Annotated in this window: 17 protein-coding genes; 10 read left to right on the top strand and 7 right to left on the bottom strand. The window is 69.9% G+C overall.

All coding sequences use genetic code 11. The features are described 5' to 3' along the window. Positions 1-94: 94 nt before the first annotated feature. Positions 95-1993: a 1-deoxy-D-xylulose-5-phosphate synthase gene (gene dxs / locus M8859_RS00245; RefSeq protein ID WP_195070543.1), complete on the top strand. Its 1899-nt coding sequence runs from the start codon at positions 95-97 to the stop codon at positions 1991-1993. Positions 1994-2026: 33 nt separating this feature from the next. On the opposite strand, the gene M8859_RS00240 is transcribed toward dxs, so the two are convergent. Continuing rightward, the gene (locus tag M8859_RS00240) at positions 2027-3265 is read right to left on the bottom strand and encodes an HRDC domain-containing protein (RefSeq protein ID WP_159919476.1); all 1239 of its coding nucleotides are present in this window, start codon (positions 3263-3265) and stop codon (positions 2027-2029) included. 136 nt (positions 3266-3401) lie between these two features. Continuing rightward, entirely contained in the window at positions 3402-4040 is a 639-nt protein-coding gene (locus M8859_RS00235; protein WP_159919474.1) for a DUF3000 domain-containing protein, read from the bottom strand. Between the two features lie 132 nt (positions 4041-4172). Here M8859_RS00235 and hemE point away from each other — a divergent pair, with 132 nt between their 5' ends. From hemE to hemQ, 3 genes are all read left to right on the top strand, one after another. Then, positions 4173-5228 carry a uroporphyrinogen decarboxylase gene (gene hemE / locus M8859_RS00230; RefSeq protein ID WP_159919472.1) on the top strand — a complete coding sequence of 352 codons (1056 nt, stop codon included), beginning with the start codon at positions 4173-4175 and terminating at the stop codon, positions 5226-5228. 251 nt (positions 5229-5479) lie between these two features. Then, the gene (locus tag M8859_RS00225; protein WP_195070544.1) at positions 5480-6841 is read left to right on the top strand and encodes a protoporphyrinogen oxidase; all 1362 of its coding nucleotides are present in this window, start codon (positions 5480-5482) and stop codon (positions 6839-6841) included. Between the two features lie 103 nt (positions 6842-6944). Beyond that, positions 6945-7640 carry a hydrogen peroxide-dependent heme synthase gene (gene hemQ, locus M8859_RS00220; protein WP_195139077.1) on the top strand — a complete coding sequence of 232 codons (696 nt, stop codon included), beginning with the start codon at positions 6945-6947 and terminating at the stop codon, positions 7638-7640. Between the two features lie 274 nt (positions 7641-7914). On the opposite strand, the gene msrB is transcribed toward hemQ, so the two are convergent. The 4 genes from msrB to M8859_RS00200 form a co-directional block, all read right to left on the bottom strand. Then, positions 7915-8358, bottom strand: coding sequence for a peptide-methionine (R)-S-oxide reductase MsrB (gene msrB / locus M8859_RS00215; protein ID WP_159919466.1), 444 nt, complete (start codon positions 8356-8358; stop codon positions 7915-7917). After that, the gene (locus tag M8859_RS00210; protein ID WP_236565236.1) at positions 8355-9698 is read right to left on the bottom strand and encodes a glycosyltransferase family 87 protein; all 1344 of its coding nucleotides are present in this window, start codon (positions 9696-9698) and stop codon (positions 8355-8357) included. The genes msrB and M8859_RS00210 overlap by 4 nt, the downstream gene beginning before the upstream one ends. Before the next feature lie 82 nt (positions 9699-9780). Next, entirely contained in the window at positions 9781-11334 is a 1554-nt protein-coding gene (locus tag M8859_RS00205; RefSeq protein WP_159919462.1) for an alpha/beta hydrolase, read from the bottom strand. 31 nt (positions 11335-11365) lie between these two features. After that, complete coding sequence (locus M8859_RS00200) at positions 11366-12127, bottom strand: pyrimidine reductase family protein (protein WP_159919460.1); 762 nt, start codon at positions 12125-12127, stop codon at positions 11366-11368. A gap of 35 nt (positions 12128-12162) precedes the next feature. On the opposite strand from M8859_RS00200, the gene zapE reads away from it, so the two are divergent. From zapE to M8859_RS00185, 3 genes are all read left to right on the top strand, one after another. After that, positions 12163-13179 carry a cell division protein ZapE gene (gene zapE, locus M8859_RS00195; RefSeq protein ID WP_195070546.1) on the top strand — a complete coding sequence of 339 codons (1017 nt, stop codon included), beginning with the start codon at positions 12163-12165 and terminating at the stop codon, positions 13177-13179. A gap of 55 nt (positions 13180-13234) precedes the next feature. Then, positions 13235-14023: a tyrosine-protein phosphatase gene (locus tag M8859_RS00190; RefSeq protein ID WP_249643589.1), complete on the top strand. Its 789-nt coding sequence runs from the start codon at positions 13235-13237 to the stop codon at positions 14021-14023. Positions 14024-14086: 63 nt separating this feature from the next. Continuing rightward, on the top strand, positions 14087-14839 hold the full coding sequence (locus tag M8859_RS00185) for an alpha/beta fold hydrolase (RefSeq protein ID WP_159919454.1): 753 nt from the start codon (positions 14087-14089) through the stop codon (positions 14837-14839). A gap of 7 nt (positions 14840-14846) precedes the next feature. Here M8859_RS00185 and M8859_RS00180 read toward each other — a convergent pair whose 3' ends face one another. Further along, positions 14847-15386, bottom strand: a complete 540-nt coding sequence (locus tag M8859_RS00180; RefSeq protein ID WP_159919453.1) for a GNAT family N-acetyltransferase — start codon at positions 15384-15386, stop codon at positions 14847-14849. A 242-nt stretch (positions 15387-15628) separates the two neighbouring features. Here M8859_RS00180 and M8859_RS00175 point away from each other — a divergent pair, with 242 nt between their 5' ends. The 3 genes from M8859_RS00175 (at position 15629) to M8859_RS00165 (ending at position 18674) form a co-directional block, all read left to right on the top strand. Beyond that, positions 15629-16447, top strand: a complete 819-nt coding sequence (locus tag M8859_RS00175; RefSeq protein WP_249643588.1) for a CE1 family esterase — start codon at positions 15629-15631, stop codon at positions 16445-16447. A gap of 313 nt (positions 16448-16760) precedes the next feature. Then, entirely contained in the window at positions 16761-17000 is a 240-nt protein-coding gene (locus M8859_RS00170; protein ID WP_308221138.1) for a cytochrome P450, read from the top strand. 114 nt (positions 17001-17114) lie between these two features. Further along, the gene (locus M8859_RS00165; protein ID WP_195070550.1) at positions 17115-18674 is read left to right on the top strand and encodes a flavin-containing monooxygenase; all 1560 of its coding nucleotides are present in this window, start codon (positions 17115-17117) and stop codon (positions 18672-18674) included. The last annotated feature ends 128 nt before the right edge of the window (positions 18675-18802 follow it).

The raw sequence follows: 18802 nt of genomic DNA, 5'->3' as shown, positions 1-18802 counted from the left end.
ATGCGGGTCGGTGTGATCGTTCTCGTGCGGGAGCATCGGCCGCCGCTCCGTAGACTGATGGATCAGATGCGCTATCCGGAGGGAGCTAGTTCAGGTGGGAGTGCTTTCCCGGGTCGACACGCCCGATGATCTGCGCCGGCTGACCGCGCCGCAAGTGCGCGAGCTGGCGGAGGAGATCCGCGAGTTCCTGGTGCGCAAAGTCGCCGCGACCGGTGGGCACCTCGGCCCCAACCTCGGTGTGGTCGAGCTCACCATCGCGCTGCACCGGATCTTCGACTCGCCGGCCGACCCGTTGATCTTCGACACCGGGCACCAAGCCTACGTGCACAAAATTCTCACCGGCCGCAAGGATCAGTTCGACTCGCTGCGCAAGCAGGGCGGCCTGTCCGGCTACCCGAGCCGCGCCGAGAGCCCCCACGACTGGGTGGAGTCCTCGCACGCCTCGGCAGCGCTGTCCTACGCGGACGGTCTGGCGAAGGCGTTCGCGTTGAGCGGGCAGGACCGGCACGTGGTCGCGATCGTCGGCGACGGGGCGCTCACCGGCGGCATGTGCTGGGAAGCGCTCAACAACATCGCCGCCGCCCCGGACCGGCCCGTCGTCGTGGTGGTCAACGACAACGGCCGCTCCTACGCGCCCACCATCGGCGGCCTGGCCGAGCGGCTGACCGCGCTGCGCACCCAGCCCGCCTACGAGCACGCGTTGGACACGGGCAAGCGCCTCTTGAAGAGCATTCCCCGGGTGGGCGAATCGGCGTACTCGATGGTGCACGCGGTGAAGGCGGGCATCAAGGACGCGGTCAGCCCGCAGGAACTGTTCAGCGATCTCGGCCTCAAGTACGTCGGGCCGGTGGACGGCCACGACGTCGTCGCCCTGGAGGCGGCGCTGCGCCGTGCCAAGGACTTCGGCGGCCCCGTCGTGGTGCACGCCGTCACGCAGAAAGGCCGCGGCTACGCGCCTGCCGAGAACCACGTCGCCGACCAGATGCACGCCTGCGACCCGATCGATCCGCTCACCGGCGTCCCGGTCGGCGGTCCGAAGGCGCGCGGCTGGACCTCGGTGTTCTCCGAGGAATTGATCGCGCACGCCGAGCGCCGCGCCGACATCGTCGCCATCACCGCGGCGATGCCCGGCCCGACCGGACTGGCGGCGTTCGGGGAGCGCTTCCCCGACCGGATGTTCGATGTCGGCATCGCCGAACAGCACGCCATGGCCTCGGCGGCGGGGCTCGCGCTCGGCGGCATGCATCCGGTGGTGGCGATCTATTCGACGTTCCTCAACCGCGCCTTCGACCAGTTGCTGATGGACGTGGCGTTGCTGAAGCAGCCGGTCACGGTGGTGCTCGACCGTGCGGGCATCACCGGCTCCGATGGACCGAGCCACAACGGCATGTGGGATCTGTCGGTGCTCGGGATCGTCCCCGGCATCCGGGTCGCCGCTCCGCGCGACGCCGCGACGCTGCGTGAGGAACTGGCCGAGGCGCTCGCCGTCAACGACGGGCCGACCGCGCTGCGTTTCCCGAAAGGCAGTGTCGCCGAGGACATCTCCGCGGTGGAGCGGCTGGACGGCATCGATGTGCTGCGGATGGCCGAGCCGGACGGCGGCTCGGTGCAGGCGGTGCACGGCGACGTCCTGCTCGTCGCGGTGGGCTCGTTCGCGGCAGCGGCCCTGGAAGCGGCGAACCTGCTGGATTCCGAAGGGATTTCGGTGACCGTCCTCGACCCGCGCTGGGTGCTGCCGGTCTCCGACACGTTGCTCAAGCTCGCGGAGAACTACCGGCTCGTGGTCACCCTGGAGGACGGTGGGTTGCACGGCGGCATCGGTTCGACGGTGTCGGCCCGCCTGCGCAACTCCGGGCTGGACATCCCCACCCGTGATCTCGGTGTGCCGCAACAGTTCCTGGAGCACGCCTCGCGCGGTGAGGTGCACACCGAACTGGGCCTCACCGGCCCGGACATCGCCCGGCGCATCAGCGGGTGGCTGGCAGCCCGCTGACGCGGGCGCTCGAGCCGCACCACCCGGGGAATGTTAGACCGACGGTAGCAACGCGGCGGTCAACCGCGGCACCGCGAGTTCCCGCTGCCAGGGCCGGGCGCCGCCGGACTTCAGGAATCCGTCGACGGCGGAGGGTTCGGCCACGTCGTAGTCGGGCAGCCCGTCCCAGCACAGGCGGCGGACCAGGTCCGGCGCGAGCAGGTTCTCCACCGGAATCCCGTGCTCGGCCGACAGCTCGCCCATGGCGGCACGCGCCCGGGCCAGGCGGGCCGCCGCGGCCGGGTCGCGGCGCTCCCAGCGATTGACCGGCGGCGGGCCGTCGAAGGGCTGGGTGAGCGGCGGCAGCTCGCTGTCGGGCAACGTGCGGCCACGCTCGATCGCGGCGAGCCATTCGCGGGAATACCGGCGCTGTCGCGGACCCCCGAACACGGGCAGGGTGCGCAACTGCGCGATGGATCTGGGCTCCGCGGCCGCCGCGGCGATGATCGCGGCATCGGGGAGGATACGGGCGGGCGCCACGTCACGGGCGCGGGCCAGCGTGTCCCGGGCGGTCCACAGCTCCCGCACCACCGCCAGCTGCCGGGTGCGGCGCAGCGTGTGGATGCCCGAGGTGCGCCGCCAGCGTTCGGCCTTCGGCGCGGGCGGATCCAAGGTGCGAACGTGCTCGAATTCTTGTGCCGCCCAATCCGTTTTGCCTTGCTCGTCGAGAGCGGCGGCCACGGCGTCGCGCAGTTCCAGCAGCAATTCGACGTCGAGGGCGGCGTAATTCAGCCACTCGGCGGGCAGGGGACGGGTGGACCAGTCGGCCGCCCCGTGGCCCTTGCGCAGTGCGCGACCCAGCAGACGCTCCACCATCGCCGCCAGCCCGACCCGCTCGAAACCCGCCAGCCGTCCGCCCAACTCCGTGTCGAAGAGCCGGGCCGGGCGTAAGCCGAGCTCGGCCAGACCCGGCAGGTCCTGATCCGCGGAGTGCAGGACCCACTCCAGTCCGTTGATCGCCTCGGCCAGCGGACCCAGAGCGTCGGTGACCGGAATCGGATCGATGAGGAACGTGCCCGCGCCCGCCCGGCGCAACTGGATCAGATACGCGCGTGCCGAATAGCGGAACCCGGAGGCGCGCTCGGCGTCCACGGCCAGCGGGCCGGTGCCCGCGACCAGCAGGGCGGCGGCCGCGCTGATCTCGGCGGCGGTGTCCAGTACCGGTGGCACGCCCTCCGTCGGCGCGAGCAGGGGCGTCGCGACCGAGGGTTCGTTTTCATCTGGTACGGACATGGTGATGAACTTTACGTGCCGACTCGACGGCGCCGCCGTCCTATCGGCGCATATGTGTCGACGGATCGGGCCGGACGGGCCCGGTGGAGCGGGTGTCGGAGGTTCCGTCGCAGGTCACGCTCTGCCACGGGTCTGCTCAGGGGTGATCGCCGGACAGCCCGGGTGGTACGCGCAGCTGGGTGACCCCCGCCGGGGGGAGCCCGGCCGCGTAGGCCAGCACCTCGCAGAACGCCTCCAGATGTGGGCGCAGGTCGGTGGTGACGGGCGTCCACGAGGCGCGTAGTTCCAGCTGATGAGCGCGCGGTGGACCGGCGATGTCCCCGTAACGCACCGAACTGGTCGAGGTCACCGTGCCGCCGAGCGCGGTGAACGGCTCGGTCCGCGACTCCAGTGCGTCCACCAGCCAGCTCCACGCCACCTCGGGTAGCAGGGGGTCGGTGGCGAGCGCGGCATCGATGTCGGCCTGGATGTAGGCGACCAGACGCAGGGTGCCGTGCCAGGTGTCGTCGCCGTCCGGATCGTGCAGCAGGATCAACCTGCCGAAGGCGTCGCCTTCGGAATCGACCGGAACCACGGCGGCTTCCGGATGTTTGACCTCCGCGCCGATGGCGTAGGAGTACGGTGCGAGTCGTTGCGGCGGCCGGATGGGCGCGAGCTCGATCCGAGGGTGCACGGTTGCGGTGCCCATCGCCTCGACCGCGGCGCGAAACTGAGCTGGCTCGCCATCGGGTCCTTCGGTCGGTGCGGCGCCGTCGCGGAAGTCGAGCGGTGTCACGAATGCTGACGGTAGACCTTGTGCACCCGGCGCAGTCGGAGGCGCGCCGCTGTAGGCGATGCGGCGTCGGCGCGGTCATCTCTGTCGCCTCCGCGTCCGCCCCTCCCGCCGGGCCCGCATACGATAGCCGTGATGAGCACTCATACCCGCCGCCGGTTGACCGATGCCCCGTTCCTGGCCGCCGCTACCGGCGCGACGCCCAGCAGGCGTCCGGTGTGGTTCATGCGCCAGGCCGGACGCTCGCTGCCCGAGTACCGCGAGGTGCGGGCGGGCATCGGGATGCTCGAGTCCTGCTTCGATCCGGAGCTGGTGTGCGAGATCACCTTGCAGCCGATCCGCAGGCACAGGGTCGACGCGGCGATCTTGTTCTCCGACATCGTTGTTCCGCTCAAGGCGGCGGGCATCGATCTGGACATCGTGCCCGGCGTCGGCCCGGTGGTCGCCGCGCCGGTGCGGACGGTGGACGACGTGCGCGCGCTGCCCCGGTTGCGCCCCGAAGAGGTCGGTGCGGTCACCGACGGCGTGCGCCTGCTGGTGGACGCGCTGGGGGAGACGCCGCTGATCGGGTTCGCCGGCGCGCCGTTCACCCTCGCCTCCTACCTCGTCGAGGGCGGTCCGAGCAAGAACCACGAGCGCACCAAGGCGATGATGTACGCCGACCCGCAGACCTGGCACGCGCTGCTCGGCGTGCTCACCGATATCACCATCGCGTTCCTGCAAGCGCAGCTGGCGGCGGGCGTCGACGCGGTGCAGCTGTTCGACTCCTGGGCGGGCGCGCTCTCGCTGGCCGACTACCGCAGTTTCGTGCTGCCGCATTCGGAGCGGGTGTTCGCCGAGATCGCCGACGCGGGCGTGCCGCGCATCCACTTCGGCGTGGGGACCGGCGAGCTGCTCGGCGCCATGAGCGAGGCGGGCGCCGATGTGGTCGGTGTCGATTGGCGGGTGCCGCTGACCGATGCCGTCCGCCGCGTCGGAGCCGGAAAAGCGTTGCAGGGCAATCTCGATCCCGCCGTGCTGTTCGCCGGACCCGCCGCGATCGAACAGCAGGTCCGGCGGATCGCGCGCGAAGCGGACGAGGCGATCACGCTCGGCGCCACCGGGCACATCTTCAACCTGGGCCACGGGGTGCTCCCGGATACCGATCCCGGCGTGCTGACGGCATTGGTGGAATTGGTTCACGAACTATAGGGCGGTCAGCATGGCGATTTCCGAGAACGCGGACGAACCGTCATCGGCGTGCCGTCCGAGCGAGGTCAGCTGACCTGTGCCACGCGCCGGCCCGGAGTACCGGGCGTCCATGGCGCGCTCGATCGAGCCGGGTCCCGTTTCGGAATGGTCGACCCGCCGCCGATATGCAACCGCCGGTGACGAGTGTGTCCCGGGTCATCGGGCGCCGACCGTTCGGTGGTCGCGGTCGCGGCACGCGATACGGTCGAGGCATGCGTATCGCTGTGGTCGGCGGTGGGATCAGCGGGCTCGTGGCCGCTTATCGGTTGCGGACGTCGCTGGGGCCGGACGCCGACGTGCTCGTGCTCGATCGGGCCGATCGGGTCGGCGGCATTCTCTACACCGGTGAATTAGCCGGGGAGCCAGTGGATCTCGGGGCCGAAGCGTTCGTCGGCCGACGGCCGGAGGTGCCCGCGCTCCTGCGTGAACTCGGTCTCGAGTCGCAGCTGGTGACCCCCGCCGGTCTCCGGCCGCTGGTGTGGTCGTCGGGGACGGCGCATCCGCTGCCCGAAGGGACGCTGATGGGTGTCCCGGCGAATGCCGAGTCGATGCGGGGGCTGGTCGACGACGCCACGCTGGCACGGATCGCCGCCGAGCCCGACCGGCCTCTGGCTTGGGAGCCGGGCTCCGATGTCGACGTCTACCGCCTGGTCGCCGACCGGTTCGGCGCGCAGGTGGCCGAGCGCAGCGTGGATCCGTTGCTCGGTGGTGTGTACGCGGGCAGCTCCCGTTCCATCGGCGTCCGCGCCGCACTGCCGACGCTGGCCGCGGCCCTGGACGACGGTGCGCCCAGCCTCACCGCCGCCGTCGGCGCCGCGCTGCCGCCGCCCTCGAACGCGCCGGTCTTCGGCGGCATTCGCGACGGTTACCGGGTGCTGCTCGAGGCGCTCGCCGAACGGTCCGGAGCGCGATTCGTCACCGCGACACCGGGGACACGCCTGGCCAAGGGCTTGCGTGGCTGGGTGGTGGACCCGATCGGCGCCGTGGACGCGGTGGTCCTCGCCACCCCGGCGCCGGTGACCGCACGGCTGTTGAAGGCCGTCGCCCCCGGCGCCGCTGCCGAACTTGCGGGTGTCGAGTTGTCCTCGTCGGTCGTGGTGGCGCTCGCGCTGCCCCGCGAGACATCTCTCCCGCAGAACTCCGGAATTCTGGTGGCCACCGGAGAACCGCTGCGCGCCAAGGCTTTCACCTTGTCCAGCCGTAAGTGGACACATCTCGCCGAGCGGGAAACGGCTGTCGTCCGGGTGTCTTTCGGCAAATTCGGTGACGACTCCCCGCTGTCGTGGCCGGATACCGAACTGGTCACCGCCGCCACCGGGGATCTGGCTACCGTCACCGGAGTCGCCATCGAACCGGTCGCGGCGGTGGTGCGGCGCTGGCCGGGCGGCCTCGCCCAGTACGCGCCCGGCCACACCGCCCGCATCGCGGTCGTCGAAGCCGAGGTCGCGACGCTCGACGGACTCGCCGTGGCCGGTGCGTACCTGCACGGCGTCGGCGTACCCGCGTGCGTCGCCTCCGGTACCGCCGCCGCGAACCGTATCGCGGCGCGAGTCGGCGCGGACACAGCGCACTGAGCTACCCGGGCCGAGCGCCGCGACCCATCCCGCCGAGCGTGCGTCGCGCACGGGTGGCTGCCCAGCGGATCGCGTGCTGCCGGACGAGTGGCACGATAGGGCTATGGCGCGACTCGACTATGAGGCTCTCAACTCCACCATCCGCTACCTGATGTTCTCGGTGTTCCAGGTGCAACCCGGAGTGCTGGGCGAGGACCGGGACGCCGCGACCAAGGAGGGCAAGGCGTTCTTCGACGGCCTCGCCGACCGTGACGTCGTGGTCCGCGGCATCTACGACGTGGCGGGAATGCGCGCTGACGCCGATTTCATGATCTGGACGCACGCCGAACGCGTGGAGGACCTGCAAGCCGCTTACGCCGACTTCCGCCGCACCACCGAGCTGGGCCGGGCCTGCGCGCCGGTCTGGAGCAATGTGGCGCTGCACCGTCCCGCCGAGTTCAACAAGAGCCACATCCCGGCGTTCCTGGCCGGGGAGGAGCCGGGCGCTTACATCTGCGTGTACCCGTTCGTCCGGTCCTACGAGTGGTATCTGCTGCCTGATGAGGAGCGCCGCCGGATGCTGGCCGAACACGGGAAGGCCGCCCGTGGCTACCCCGACGTGCGGGCAAACACGGTCAGCTCGTTCGCCCTCGGCGACTACGAGTGGATTCTGGCCTTCGAAGCGCCCGAGTTGCACCGCATCGTCGACCTGATGCGTGATCTGCGGGCTACCGACGCCCGGCGGCACGTGCGCGAAGAAATTCCGTTCTTCACCGGTCCCCGCCTGGAGATCGAGAAGCTGATCGCCGCTCTGCCCTGAGGTCCTGGCGAACTCGCTGCCGTGTGCAATCGCCGGTCGGTAGACCGGCGGTAGCGGCCGACGACGCGGGCGTTTGTTCCGGCGCGCTGCAGCGGTCCGCTCCAGCTCGGACTCCCGGCTCGCCTGCCGGGAGTCACCTGGTCGGCAGCCGATGCGGCGAGAGCGCGTATCGGCGTTTCAGGTGGTCCGGTCACACCCGTGCCGCTTGCCCAGAGTTTTCGGGGCATGCGCCGAGCCCTACGGGCTACGTACTCTGCCGGTGAGCGTCGGGTCGTTACTCCGCTGCGCTGTCCGAGGGGTGCAGTCGCAGGGCGATGGAGTTGATGCAGTAGCGCTTGTCGGTGGGCGTGCTGTAACCCTCGCCCTCGAACACGTGTCCGAGGTGGCTGTGGCAGTTAGCGCACAGCACTTCGACACGGTGCATGCCGAGCGAGTCGTCCGACCGGAGAATCACCGCGTCGGACTCCGCCGGATCGAAGAAGGAGGGCCAGCCGCAGTGCGAGTCGAACTTCTCGGTGCTGCGGAACAGTTCGGCGCCGCAGGCGCGGCACGCGTAGACGCCTTCGGTCTTGGTGTCGGTGTACGCACCGGTGAACGGCCGCTCGGTGGCGGCCTCGCGCAGCACCGCGTATTCCTCGGGGTCCAGCTTCGACCGCCATTCCTGCGGCGAGAGCTGGATCCGCGGTGCGGGCAGAGACGTGTCGGCTTCGGAACTCATGGCTCCACGCTAATACGATCCTGCTCCGCGGGCGTCGAGCTGTTGGGTGCCTCGGGTGTTCCAGCCGTCACGCCCCCGTCGGACCCCGGGACCGGTCGCTGCGGCGCGTCGCCGCGTGGGTCCGGGGCGGATTTCATCCACACGGGATCGATGCCGAACGGCAGCCTGCCCTCGCGCCGCGCGGCCAGATAGCGCTCGCCGAGCACGCAGAAGACGACGATGAGCAGCAGACCCCAGCCGAAGGTGATGCGCAGGTACTCCAGGTTGCGGCCGATGTGCTGCCAGCGGTCCGACAGCCACTTGTCATAGCTCATGAACCCGAAGATCGCCAGCCAGGCAGGCCAGTTGCGCAGCACCGAATTGCGCAGCACCACCGTCATCAGGAACGGGAACAGCATCATCGAGTAGTACATCTGTCCCAGCGAGCTGAGCAGGAACGAGGCGGTCAGCAGCACGCCGGAGGAGGTGCAGACGAAGAACAGTTCGTCCTCGCGGTAGTACCGGTACAGCAGCCACAGCGAGATCAGCACGAGCACGCCCAGCACCACGCGCATGCCCCAGGTCAGCCACGGCGGCAGGCCGTAGTACTCGCCGTTGCCGACGATCGCGCTGTTGAAGTAGTCGCGGGACTCGAAGATGTAGGGCGCGGTGCGACTGAGGAACTTCTCCGGGTCCTTCGACAGCGGCCAGGCGATCGCGGTCAGCGCCACCGGCACGCCGATCGCGGTCACGAACACCTTCCATTGCCCGCGCACCAGCGCGATCAACAGCAGTGGAGCCAAGGTCGGTTTCACCGCGATGCTCAACCCGAGCGCCGCGCCTGCCCAGAGGTCCCTCCGTTTCAACAGCAGGTGAATGAAGATCAGCTCAGCCAGCAGCACACAGCCGTTGACGTTGGTGAACACCAGCGTGTTGATCACGGTCTCGGACATGAACATCGCCAGCAGCAGCGCGGGTGCGGCGACCGAGTTCAGGGTGTACCGGAACAGCCGCAGCAGCAGATACCACGCGATGAGGATCGCGATCGCGTTCAAGGCGATGAACAGCCACCGCGACTTCTCGTAGTCGATGGCCGCGATCGGAGCGATCAGCAGGGTGCCGCTGGGCGGGTACAGGTAGTGCGGGTCCACCGAGTCGAAGTTGGCGGTGTAGACCGGCCGCCCGTTCAGGAAATCGAGGGACGCCTGGTAGACCGGCTTGTAGTCGTCGGTGATGAAACCATTGACAGCCTTGATGAAAACCCGGTTCAGCACCGTCATGACCGCCAGCGGCCAGAGTGCGAACTTGATCACCTCGGCGGTGGTGCGAGCGGTGCGGGGCTCGAGCTGTCGAAGGAACACTGGGGCACGGTACACCGGATCGGTTACCGGCGGTTGCCGGGACCTGCCTGACGCCCCACCCGAGCGGTTGCTCGGCCCCGGCTCAGGCCGGGCAGGCGGTGCCGTCCGCCGGAAGTTTGCCGTCCTTCAGATAGTCGAGCACCGCCCGCTGCGCGCACCCGGAATGGGTGGACACCGGATGGCCGAAACCCTGCCAGGACAGCGCCGCGTGCCGGGCGCCCGCCGAACCGAGTGTGCCGGTCACCGACGATTGACCGCCGTTGCCGACCACCGGATCGGCGACCCCGCCGAGCACGAGCACCGGAATGCCCAGCTTCTCCGGCAGCGGAGGTGCGGTCGACACCGGCCAGGCCGCGCACTCCATCAGCGCGATCGCTGCCGCTTTGCCGAAAACGGGATATTTGCCGGCCCACGTACCCGCCAGTTCCGTGGCCTTGTCCGGCGTCGGCGGCAGCTGCGTGTCGGTGCACCGGTTGACGAACTGGCCGTCGCTCTCGATGGCCGCGGCTTCGCGTGTGATCAGGTTGCTCACCGGTCCCCGGTCACCGCGCGCTGCCGCGGCGAGCGCGTCGGACAGCTCGCCGACCCGGGTGGCCTGGTCGGCGCGCGGACTGCCGAGGAAGCCCGACAGCGCGGTGAGCAAAGCGTTCGCCGAAATATCGCCCAGTCCGCCGGTCCCGGCTCGGTCCACCAGGTCGGTGACCGCGGCGCGGGGGTCGGCGCCGAGCGAGCACCCCACGCCGACGCAGCGCTGCGCGAAAGCGGTCAGCGCCGCCTCCGCGCCCTGCACGGCCTGTTCGGCGCGGGTGACGGAATCCGTGCCTACCGGTTCGGGCGAGTCGAGCACCAGCCGGGCGAGGTGGTCGCCGTACTTGCGTGCGTAGCTGAGCGCGACCTTCGCGCCGTTGCCGGTGCCCAGCAGCGCGATGTGCTCCACCTGCCACTGCCTGCGCAACTGCTCGATGTCGTCGGCGGCGTGCGGCGCGTCGAAGGTGCCCTCGTAGGGCTGCAGGAAGTCGCGGCAGGCGATGGTGCCGTCCTGGCTCAACTTGGTCATGCGCGCCACCGGATCGCCCGCGCCGGATTGGGCATTGTCGGCCAGGCCGCGGCGGATCTCCGGCGGCAGGCAGTCGATCGGTTGCGAGCTACCGATGCCGCGCCGGTCCACCGCGACGATCGGGCGGGCGGCCAGCAGCGCGGAGGAGGCCGGGCCCGCGGCCAATCCGGCCAGGGTGGCGGACGAGGAGCGATCCGAACCCGAGGTGAGCACCAGCGGCGGCGCATCGGCAGGCGTCTGCGCCAGCCGGGCCCGCATCGCGCCGGCCCGGAAGTTGCCCAGCACGGCGCCCGTCGAGTCGATCGGGGTGGAGTATTCGGCGCAGTCGAGCACCAGCCCGGCGGGGGCGGGGCCGAGCCCGAGCTGGTCGAGCGTCGGTCGAGTGCACTCGCGCCAGCTGAGATCGGTCTTGGGCAGCTCGGCGTCCGGCGGGGGAGCGGGCGCCGCGGATGTCGTCGCCGTGCCCGCGACCGGCGGGCGCTGCACCGCGACACCGGGACGATCCGACGGTCCCGCGCCGCAACCAGCGGTCACGATCGAGAGGGTGGCGGCAAGCACGGCAGCCCGAGTCCAGCGCATTGCTACAGCCTGCCAGGTTCGGGCGGTTCTTTCATCGACGGGCCCACCGGGTGAGCATCGTGCCGTCGTCGTCCAGCAGCACGTGCGCGCGCGTCATGCGGAGGCGGAACTCGTGCGCCGACAGCGAGATTCGCCGTGCCGCGCCACCGACCAGCAGCGGCGCGGTGGTCAGGCAGAGTTCGTCCACGACGTCGGCCTCGAGCAGTTCGCCGAACAGGTGCGGGCCGCCCTCGGTCAGCACGCGCAGCAGGCCGCGTTCGGCGAGCACGCGCAGCAGTGCGCTGGGTGTCACCACGATGTCCCCCGCTTCGATCACCTCGGCGCCCGCGTCCGCCAGGCGTTGTTTGCGATCGGCGGGCGCGGTGGCGGTCGTGATGATCAGCGGCGGCACCTGGGTGTCGGTGAGCAGGCGCGCGCCGGGGTCGAGCGCCGCGCTCGCCGTGACCACCGCGATCGGCGGCGGCGCGCCCTCGGGATGTCCGCCGATGCCGCGTTGATGGAACGCGCGGCGGCGCCCCGGGTCGGTGCGCGCACCGCCGTAGTTCTCCGCGCGTACCGTGCCCGCGCCCACCACGATCACCTCCGCCAGTTCGCGCAGCAGCATGAACACCGTCCGGTCGGCCGGAGTGCCCAGCCCTTCGGTCAGGTTCCCGCTGGTGGCGGCGCCGTCGATGCTGGAGACGAAATTGGCACGGACCCATGGCGCGTCGAGTTCGGCGGGAAACGCGTACAAGCGCGCGAGGTCGTCCGGGCTGAGCCCTGTGAGCTGGATCGCATTCTGGCTACGCTGCATGAGACCAGATCACACCACGTCTCTAGGCTTCGTCCATGCAAGAACGCCTCGTCGATCGTCACCCGGAGGTCCCGGCCGATCAGCTCGTCGCCCAGATGGTGCCTCCGCCCATGTTCGACGAGGTGAGTTTCGCCTCCTACATCCCCGATCCGAAGGAACCCAGCCAGGCGGCCGCAGTCGGCAAGGCCGAGGAGTTCGCCGGGCAGGTCGCCAAGATCAGCAAGGCCGCGCACAAGAAGAGCTTCTTCGGCAAGAAGAAGCAGGTCAGCGGTGCCGGGCTGTATCTGGACGGCGGGTTCGGTGTCGGCAAGACCCACCTGCTGGCCTCGATCTTCCACAGCTCGCCCGCGCCCAAGTCGTTCGGCACGTTCGGCGAACTGACCAACCTGGTGGGCGCGCTCGGCTTCGCCAACGCTCTCGAACGGCTCTCGGGCAACAGCGTGCTGTGCATCGACGAGTTCGAGCTCGACGATCCGGGCGACACCATGCTGGTCTCGCGCCTGCTGACCGAATTGTCCGCGGCCGGTGTCTCGATCGCCGCCACGTCCAACACCTTGCCGGGCCAGCTCGGCGAAGGACGTTTCGCCGCCCAGGATTTCATGCGCGAGATCAAGAAGCTGGGCGCGATCTTCGAGGCGGTGCGCGTCGACGGGCCCGACTACCGCCACCGCGATCTGCCGCCCGCGCCGGAGCCCACCGCGCCGGATGTGCTGGCCGAACGGGCGGCGAATACCCCTGGTTCCACGCTCGACGAGTTCGACGCGCTGCTGAAGCACCTGAGCACGCTGCATCCGTCGAAGTACGGCGCGCTGATCTCCGGTGTGTCGTCGGTGTTCGTCTCCAACGTGCATCCGGTCACCGATCAGGCCGTGGCGCTGCGGATCGTGGTCCTGGCCGACCGGCTCTACGACGCGAGCGTTCCGGTGACGGTGTCGGGCGCGAAGCTCGACCAGATCTTCTCCGCCGAGATGCTCGAGGGCGGTTACCGCAAGAAGTACCTGCGCGCCATCTCCCGCCTGCTCGCGCTGTCGCGGTTCGAGGTCCCGGCCTAGCGCGGCGGTTCGGCGGGAACGCAAGCACCGCGGACACGATGATCGGAGTAGCCGGATGACCCCTCGTTTTCGTGCCCCCGTCGCGGTAGCGGCTGGTCTGGCGGTCGCTTTCGGGCCGGTAGCGGCCGGGGCCGCGGCCGACCCGCCCGCGACCCCGGCCGCCGTAACCGATCCCGCACTACACCTGCAGGGCGTACAGAACGCCCGCGATATCGGCGGGTACCGCACGACCGACGGCCGGATCGTGCGCACCGGACTGGTGTACCGAACCGGGCAGTTGAATCACGCGACCGCGGATGACTCTTCTGCGCTGACCGACCGCCGCGTGCGCTCCGTCCACGATCTGCGCACGGTCTACGAGCGCGTGCTCGGGCCGGACCGGATTCCCGCGGGCGCGACGCCGTACTGGGCCGACGTGATCGGCCAGGCTCCGCCGGAAGTCGTGGCGACCGCGCTCACCGGCGGCGAGGGGCTGTATCGCGCGTTCATCACCGCGCCCGGCGCGAACGAGGCATTCGCCTCGGTGCTGCGCGACATCATCGGCTCCGACGGGGCGGTGCTGTTCCACTGCACCGCGGGCAAGGACCGCACCGGCTGGATGGCGGCGGTCCTGCTCACCCTGCTCGGTGTCGATCGAGCCACCGTCACCGAGGACTACCTGCTGTCCAACCGGTTGCGCAACGCCGACCGAAACGACCCGCTCAACGGTGTGCAGCGCGCCTGGCTGGATACCGCCTTCGACCAGGTGAACCAGACATACGGGAGTTTCGACGCCTACGTCCGGGACGGGCTGCGGCTCACCGACGGCGATCTCTCCGTTCTGCGAGCTCGTCTGCTGGGCTGAGCGCGCCGCCGCCGGAGGCTCACTGCGCCGGACGGCCACCGTATCGCGCACTACGATCCCGGCATGACGAAGTTCGAGACATGGGACGGCCTGAATCTCAATTACCGGCTCTGGGAGGGCGAAGGCATCCCGGTCGTGCTGCAACACGGAGTGGTCGCGGACACCAACGCGAACTGGATGAGCACCGGCGTGGTCGGCGCCCTGCAATCCGCCGGGCATACCGTGGTGTCCCTGGACGCGCGCGGCCACGGGCGTTCCGACAAGCCGCACGAGGCCGCGCGGTACTCCTGGCGGGCCATGGCGCGCGACGTGCGGGCGCTCTACGACGAACTGGGCTTCGAGGAAGTCGTGCAGGTCGGATACTCGATGGGCGGGGTGATCTCACTCATGGTTGCCGCCGCCGACCAGCGGGTGCGGCGGCTGGTCGTCGGCGGCATCGGGTCGGGCGTGCTGGACTGCGGGGGCGTCGACCGCCGCGTGATCGACCTGCCCGATCTCCAAGCCGCGATGACCGGAGACGGCTCGGGCGCGTCTCCGGCGGCAAAGATGTTCCGGGTGCTGGCCGACGCGGTGAGGGCCGACGTGGACGCCATGCACGCGGTGGCGACTGGGCTCGACGACCGCCCCATCGCGACCCTCGCGGACGTCACCGTGCCTACCCTGGTGCTGGCCGGCGACAACGACCCGTTCGCTGCCGAACCGGAGCGACTCGCAGCCGCCCTGCCCGAGGGCAGGCTCGCTGTGGTGCCCGGCGATCACCTGATGGCGGTGGTGGCTCCCGCCTTCCACGCCGCGCTCGTCGATTTCCTGCGCTGAATCCGGCCTAGAAGACCAGCCGCAGCACGTAGTCGTGATGCAGCTGGTTGCCGACGAGGAACGTCTTCGTGCCGACCTCGGCGAAGCCGTGCTTGGCGTAGAAGCGCTGGGCGCGGACGTTCTCCTGGTTCACGCCCAGCCAGACACCGGGATAGTGTTCCGCCCGCGCCCAATCCAGCGCGGCCCGCATCAGCGCGGTCGACACCCCGCTGCCGTGATGACCGGGCAGGACATACATCTTGCTGATCTCCACCGCCGGGTGCAGCCCGACCGACTCGGCCACCGCTGGGTCGGCCGGGTCGCCCGTGACCAGCATCGCGTAACCGACGATGTCCTCGTCGGCGACGGCCTTGAGCACGACCCGGGCCGGATCGCTCAGATACTCCCCGAAGCGTTCGCCCGACAGCGCCTCGCTGACGAAGACAGCGATGTCGTCGGGCGTCGCTCCCGGTGGACAGGCGAGTGGGAACGTCGCCGCCGCAACGTCACTGAGGGCTTCGGCGTCCCACAGCCCGGCCCGGTCGACGATGACGGGAAGGTTGCCCATGCCTTTATCAGAGCACACGTGCGACAGGCCGCTAACGCCGCGTCGCCTGCGCGGTCGCGGTAGCCGCAGCGGTAGCCGCCGCTGTGTTCTCGGGCGCCGCACCGACACGGGCCGACGGACAGGCGCCCTCGCACGATCCCGTGGCCTCGGTGGGATGCGGAGGGCCTACGGCGGCACCGGGACGAGCGACGCTGCGATTGGTTGCGGGCGACAAATCGGGCACCTACATCCGGGACATTCCCGTGACCGACCCCGGGCGGCCGACGCCCGTGGTGTTCGACCTCCACGGTTATCTCGAGCCCGCCGAGCTCGAGCCCGCCGGCAGCGGGATCAGCATGCTCGGCGCAGCCGAGGGGTTCGTGACGATCACCCCACAGCTCGAGCAACCGGGCTTGCCGCGATGGGACTTCGGCCAGGGGAGCGGTGACGTCGCCTATCTGTCCGAACTCATCTCACACGTCGAGTCGTCGTTGTGCGTCGACAGGCGCCGGCTCTATGTCACCGGCCTCTCGATGGGAGCCTTCACGACCTCGTCGCTGGCCTGTCAGCTCTCGGATCGGATCGCGGCGGTCGCTCCGGTGGCCGGTCTGCAGGACTTCGCGTGGTGCCGTACCGAACGTCCGGTGCCCGCGATCGCCTTCCACGGCACCGCGGACCCCATCGTCGCCTACACCGACGGCACGGGTCCGAACGCCCGGTTCCTGCCGTCACCGGACGGCTCGGGGTCGGTCGTGGAACCGGATGACGGCACGGGGCGCCCGAAGATCGACCGACCGCATCCCGGCGCAGGCGACGGCGTGGGCGCGCCGGAACGGTTGCGCGGCAGACCCGGTACAGCGGCAGATCGCTCCCGACGTGACGCTGGCGAGTTACCCGTGCCCGGCCGGGGCCACGTGGAGCTCTACTCGATCATCGACGGCGGGCACACGTGGCCGGGTCATCCTTCGCTGGCGTCGCCCGTGCCGTTGGTCGGCACCACCACCACCACGTCGATCAGCGCCGACCAGGTCATGTGGCACTTCTTCCGGGCACATCCGCTGGCAGGTCCGATGCGCCGCTGATCGTCACGCCCGCGACGACAACAGCGGACCGGCGAGCAAGTCTTCGATGCGCTACCGGGCCGACCAGCGTCCTACGGCCGGGTCGGCGGCGAATACGACGGCCGTCGCGATCCGGACGCCGAACAGGGCTCCGGTGCTCGATTCAGCGCTCCGCGTCGGCCGAACTCGGACGAATTCGCGATTCGGGCGAGCGCCGGCACGGGCGCGATCGAACTCACCGGCGCGTGGTAGCCGGGCCGAAGCGACGGCGCGCATCGCATCATGCCGCCCAACCTGATCGGCGACACCGTGCTCGAACTGTTGACCGAAACTGGTGCTGGTCTCGGTCGCGTCGGCCAACCACGACGAACGGCGGTTCGCCGCGCCCGCTACGTTCGATCCGGCCCGCGGCGCGAACGGCCACCTGGCCTTCGGCCACGGCATCCACTACTGCCTCGGCGCCGGACTGGCCAGGCTCGAGGCCCGCGTCGCGCTGACCAGGCTGGTCCGGCGCTATCCGCTGCTGCGTCCCGCCGTCGACGAAGTGGATCTGCGGTGGCGGGAGACATCCTGATCCGCGGCCTGCTCGAGCTTCACGTTGTTGCCGTGAGTGCGCCCGCAGCGCGCTGAAGAGCGGATTCGGTCGACCGACTTTGCTCCGCGCCGCTGGCGACGTAGTCTCCTGCGCATGACAAGCGGAAGCCGCATCGGGATCGTCGGTGCGGGTATCGCAGGTCTCGCCTGCGCGAAAGTGCTGAAACAGGAGGGTTTTCCGGTCGAGATATTCGACCGCACACCCGATGTCGGTGGCGTGTGGAGTGCGACCCGGCGATACCCGGGCCTGCAAACGCAGAACTCCAAGGACACGTATCACTTCTCCGACTTCCCGATGCCCGCGGACTACCCCCGCGTGCTCGACGGGCAGCACATGCAGGCCTACCTGGCCGCCTATGCCGAGCACTTCGGGCTGACCGAGCATCTGCGGTTGCGCACCGAGGTGGTCGCCGCCGACCCGGTGGACAGCGGCTGGTTGCTGGAAATCCGCGACGAGAGCGGAATCCACCGGGCCTCCTACGACCACCTGGTGATCGCCAACGGCGTGTTCAGCGACCCGGCGATGCCGGACTACCGCGGCGCCGACTGGTTCCGCGCGGCGGGCGGGCGGCTGTGTCACTCCTCGGAGTTCACCGATCTCGAGTCGGTGCGCGGCAAGTCGGTCGTCGTGGTGGGCTACGGCAAGTCCGCTTGTGACATCGCCGCCGCGGTGAGCGAGGTCGCGGCGTCCACCTCGGTGGTGGCCCGGCGGCTGTTCTGGAAGATGCCGCGCAAGCTGGCGCGGGTCATCGACTACGAACGGCTGATGCTCACCCGCTTCGGCGAGGCCCACTTCCACTACCTACGGCCCCGCTGGATGGATCGGTTTCTGGACGGCCCGGGCGAGTCGGTGCGGATCAGCAATTTCGATCTGATCCAGGAGTTGGTCACCAAGCACTCGCACCTGCGCGAACTCGGCCTGGTGCCCGGCGGGCGGTTCGAGGAGATCGCCGAGAGCACCATCAGCCTCGTGAGCGAAGGCTTCTACGAGCAGGTGGCCAACGGCCGTATCACGGTGCATCGTGACACGACGATCACCGAGTTGGGCGGCGGCCCCAAGGCGGCGCCCGGGGTCCGCCTGTCCACCGGTCAGGTCCTGCAGGCCGACGTCGTCGTGTGCGCCACCGGCTTCCAGCAGCGCGTGCCGTTCCTCACGCCGTACACCCAGCGCAGGCTGACCGACGAGCACGGCAATTTCCGCCTGCACCGACAGATCCTGCCGTTGGAAGTCCCGAATCTGACCTTCGCCGGTTACAACTCCTCGGCGGTCAGCACGCTGAACGCCGAAGTCGCCGCGCACTGGACCGCCGCGTTGCTCACCGGCAGGATCGACCTGCCGGCCTCCGACAAACTCGACGAGCAGATCGACGCCCGCCTGCGCTGGATGCAGGAGCGTACGCACGGCCGCCACGCCCACGGCGCCGCGGTCGTCCCGTTCTCCATCCAGAACATCGATGAGATGCTCGCCGACCTGAAGTTCCGGCTGCCGCTGCGCACCCGTGCGGCACAGGTGTTCCGCCGGATCAAGCCGGAGTCCTACCGGGGATTGGCCACCCGCCGCAAACCAGTGGCCGGGCCGGTGACGCACCCGGCGGCCCCGATCGATGCGGAACTGCTGCCGTACGAGGGCGACAGCGGGCGGGTCAGCCACTGAGTCCTCTTCGTGGCTGACCGGCGGCTGTCCGTGCGCCTTCCAGGTCGCGCGGTGGACGGGACGGAGACCTCGGTCCGAGGCGCGATGCAGGGTGCGTGGGCGACTGCGAACGCTGCGTGCGCACAGTT

The sequence above is a fragment of the Nocardia sputi genome (genome assembly GCF_023501985.1).
Note: the sequence above shows the minus strand (reverse complement) of the source record. Positions and strands in the feature narration are given on the sequence as shown.

Excerpts from the sequence above, each read along its gene's own strand:
- M8859_RS00200 (WP_159919460.1), bottom strand. The coding sequence starts at position 12,127 with ATGCAGCGTAGCCAGAATGCGATCCAGCTCACAGGGCTCAGCCCGGAC.
- M8859_RS00185 (WP_159919454.1), top strand. The coding sequence starts at position 14,087 with ATGACGAAGTTCGAGACATGGGACGGCCTGAATCTCAATTACCGGCTC.
- zapE (WP_195070546.1), top strand. The coding sequence starts at position 12,163 with ATGCAAGAACGCCTCGTCGATCGTCACCCGGAGGTCCCGGCCGATCAG.
- hemE (WP_159919472.1), top strand. The coding sequence starts at position 4,173 with ATGAGCACTCATACCCGCCGCCGGTTGACCGATGCCCCGTTCCTGGCC.
- M8859_RS00180 (WP_159919453.1), bottom strand. The coding sequence starts at position 15,386 with ATGGGCAACCTTCCCGTCATCGTCGACCGGGCCGGGCTGTGGGACGCC.
- M8859_RS00190 (WP_249643589.1), top strand. The coding sequence starts at position 13,235 with ATGACCCCTCGTTTTCGTGCCCCCGTCGCGGTAGCGGCTGGTCTGGCG.
- hemQ (WP_195139077.1), top strand. The coding sequence starts at position 6,945 with ATGGCGCGACTCGACTATGAGGCTCTCAACTCCACCATCCGCTACCTG.
- msrB (WP_159919466.1), bottom strand. The coding sequence starts at position 8,358 with ATGAGTTCCGAAGCCGACACGTCTCTGCCCGCACCGCGGATCCAGCTC.
- M8859_RS00240 (WP_159919476.1), bottom strand. The coding sequence starts at position 3,265 with ATGTCCGTACCAGATGAAAACGAACCCTCGGTCGCGACGCCCCTGCTC.
- M8859_RS00205 (WP_159919462.1), bottom strand. The coding sequence starts at position 11,334 with ATGCGCTGGACTCGGGCTGCCGTGCTTGCCGCCACCCTCTCGATCGTG.
- M8859_RS00225 (WP_195070544.1), top strand. The coding sequence starts at position 5,480 with ATGCGTATCGCTGTGGTCGGCGGTGGGATCAGCGGGCTCGTGGCCGCT.
- M8859_RS00165 (WP_195070550.1), top strand. The coding sequence starts at position 17,115 with ATGACAAGCGGAAGCCGCATCGGGATCGTCGGTGCGGGTATCGCAGGT.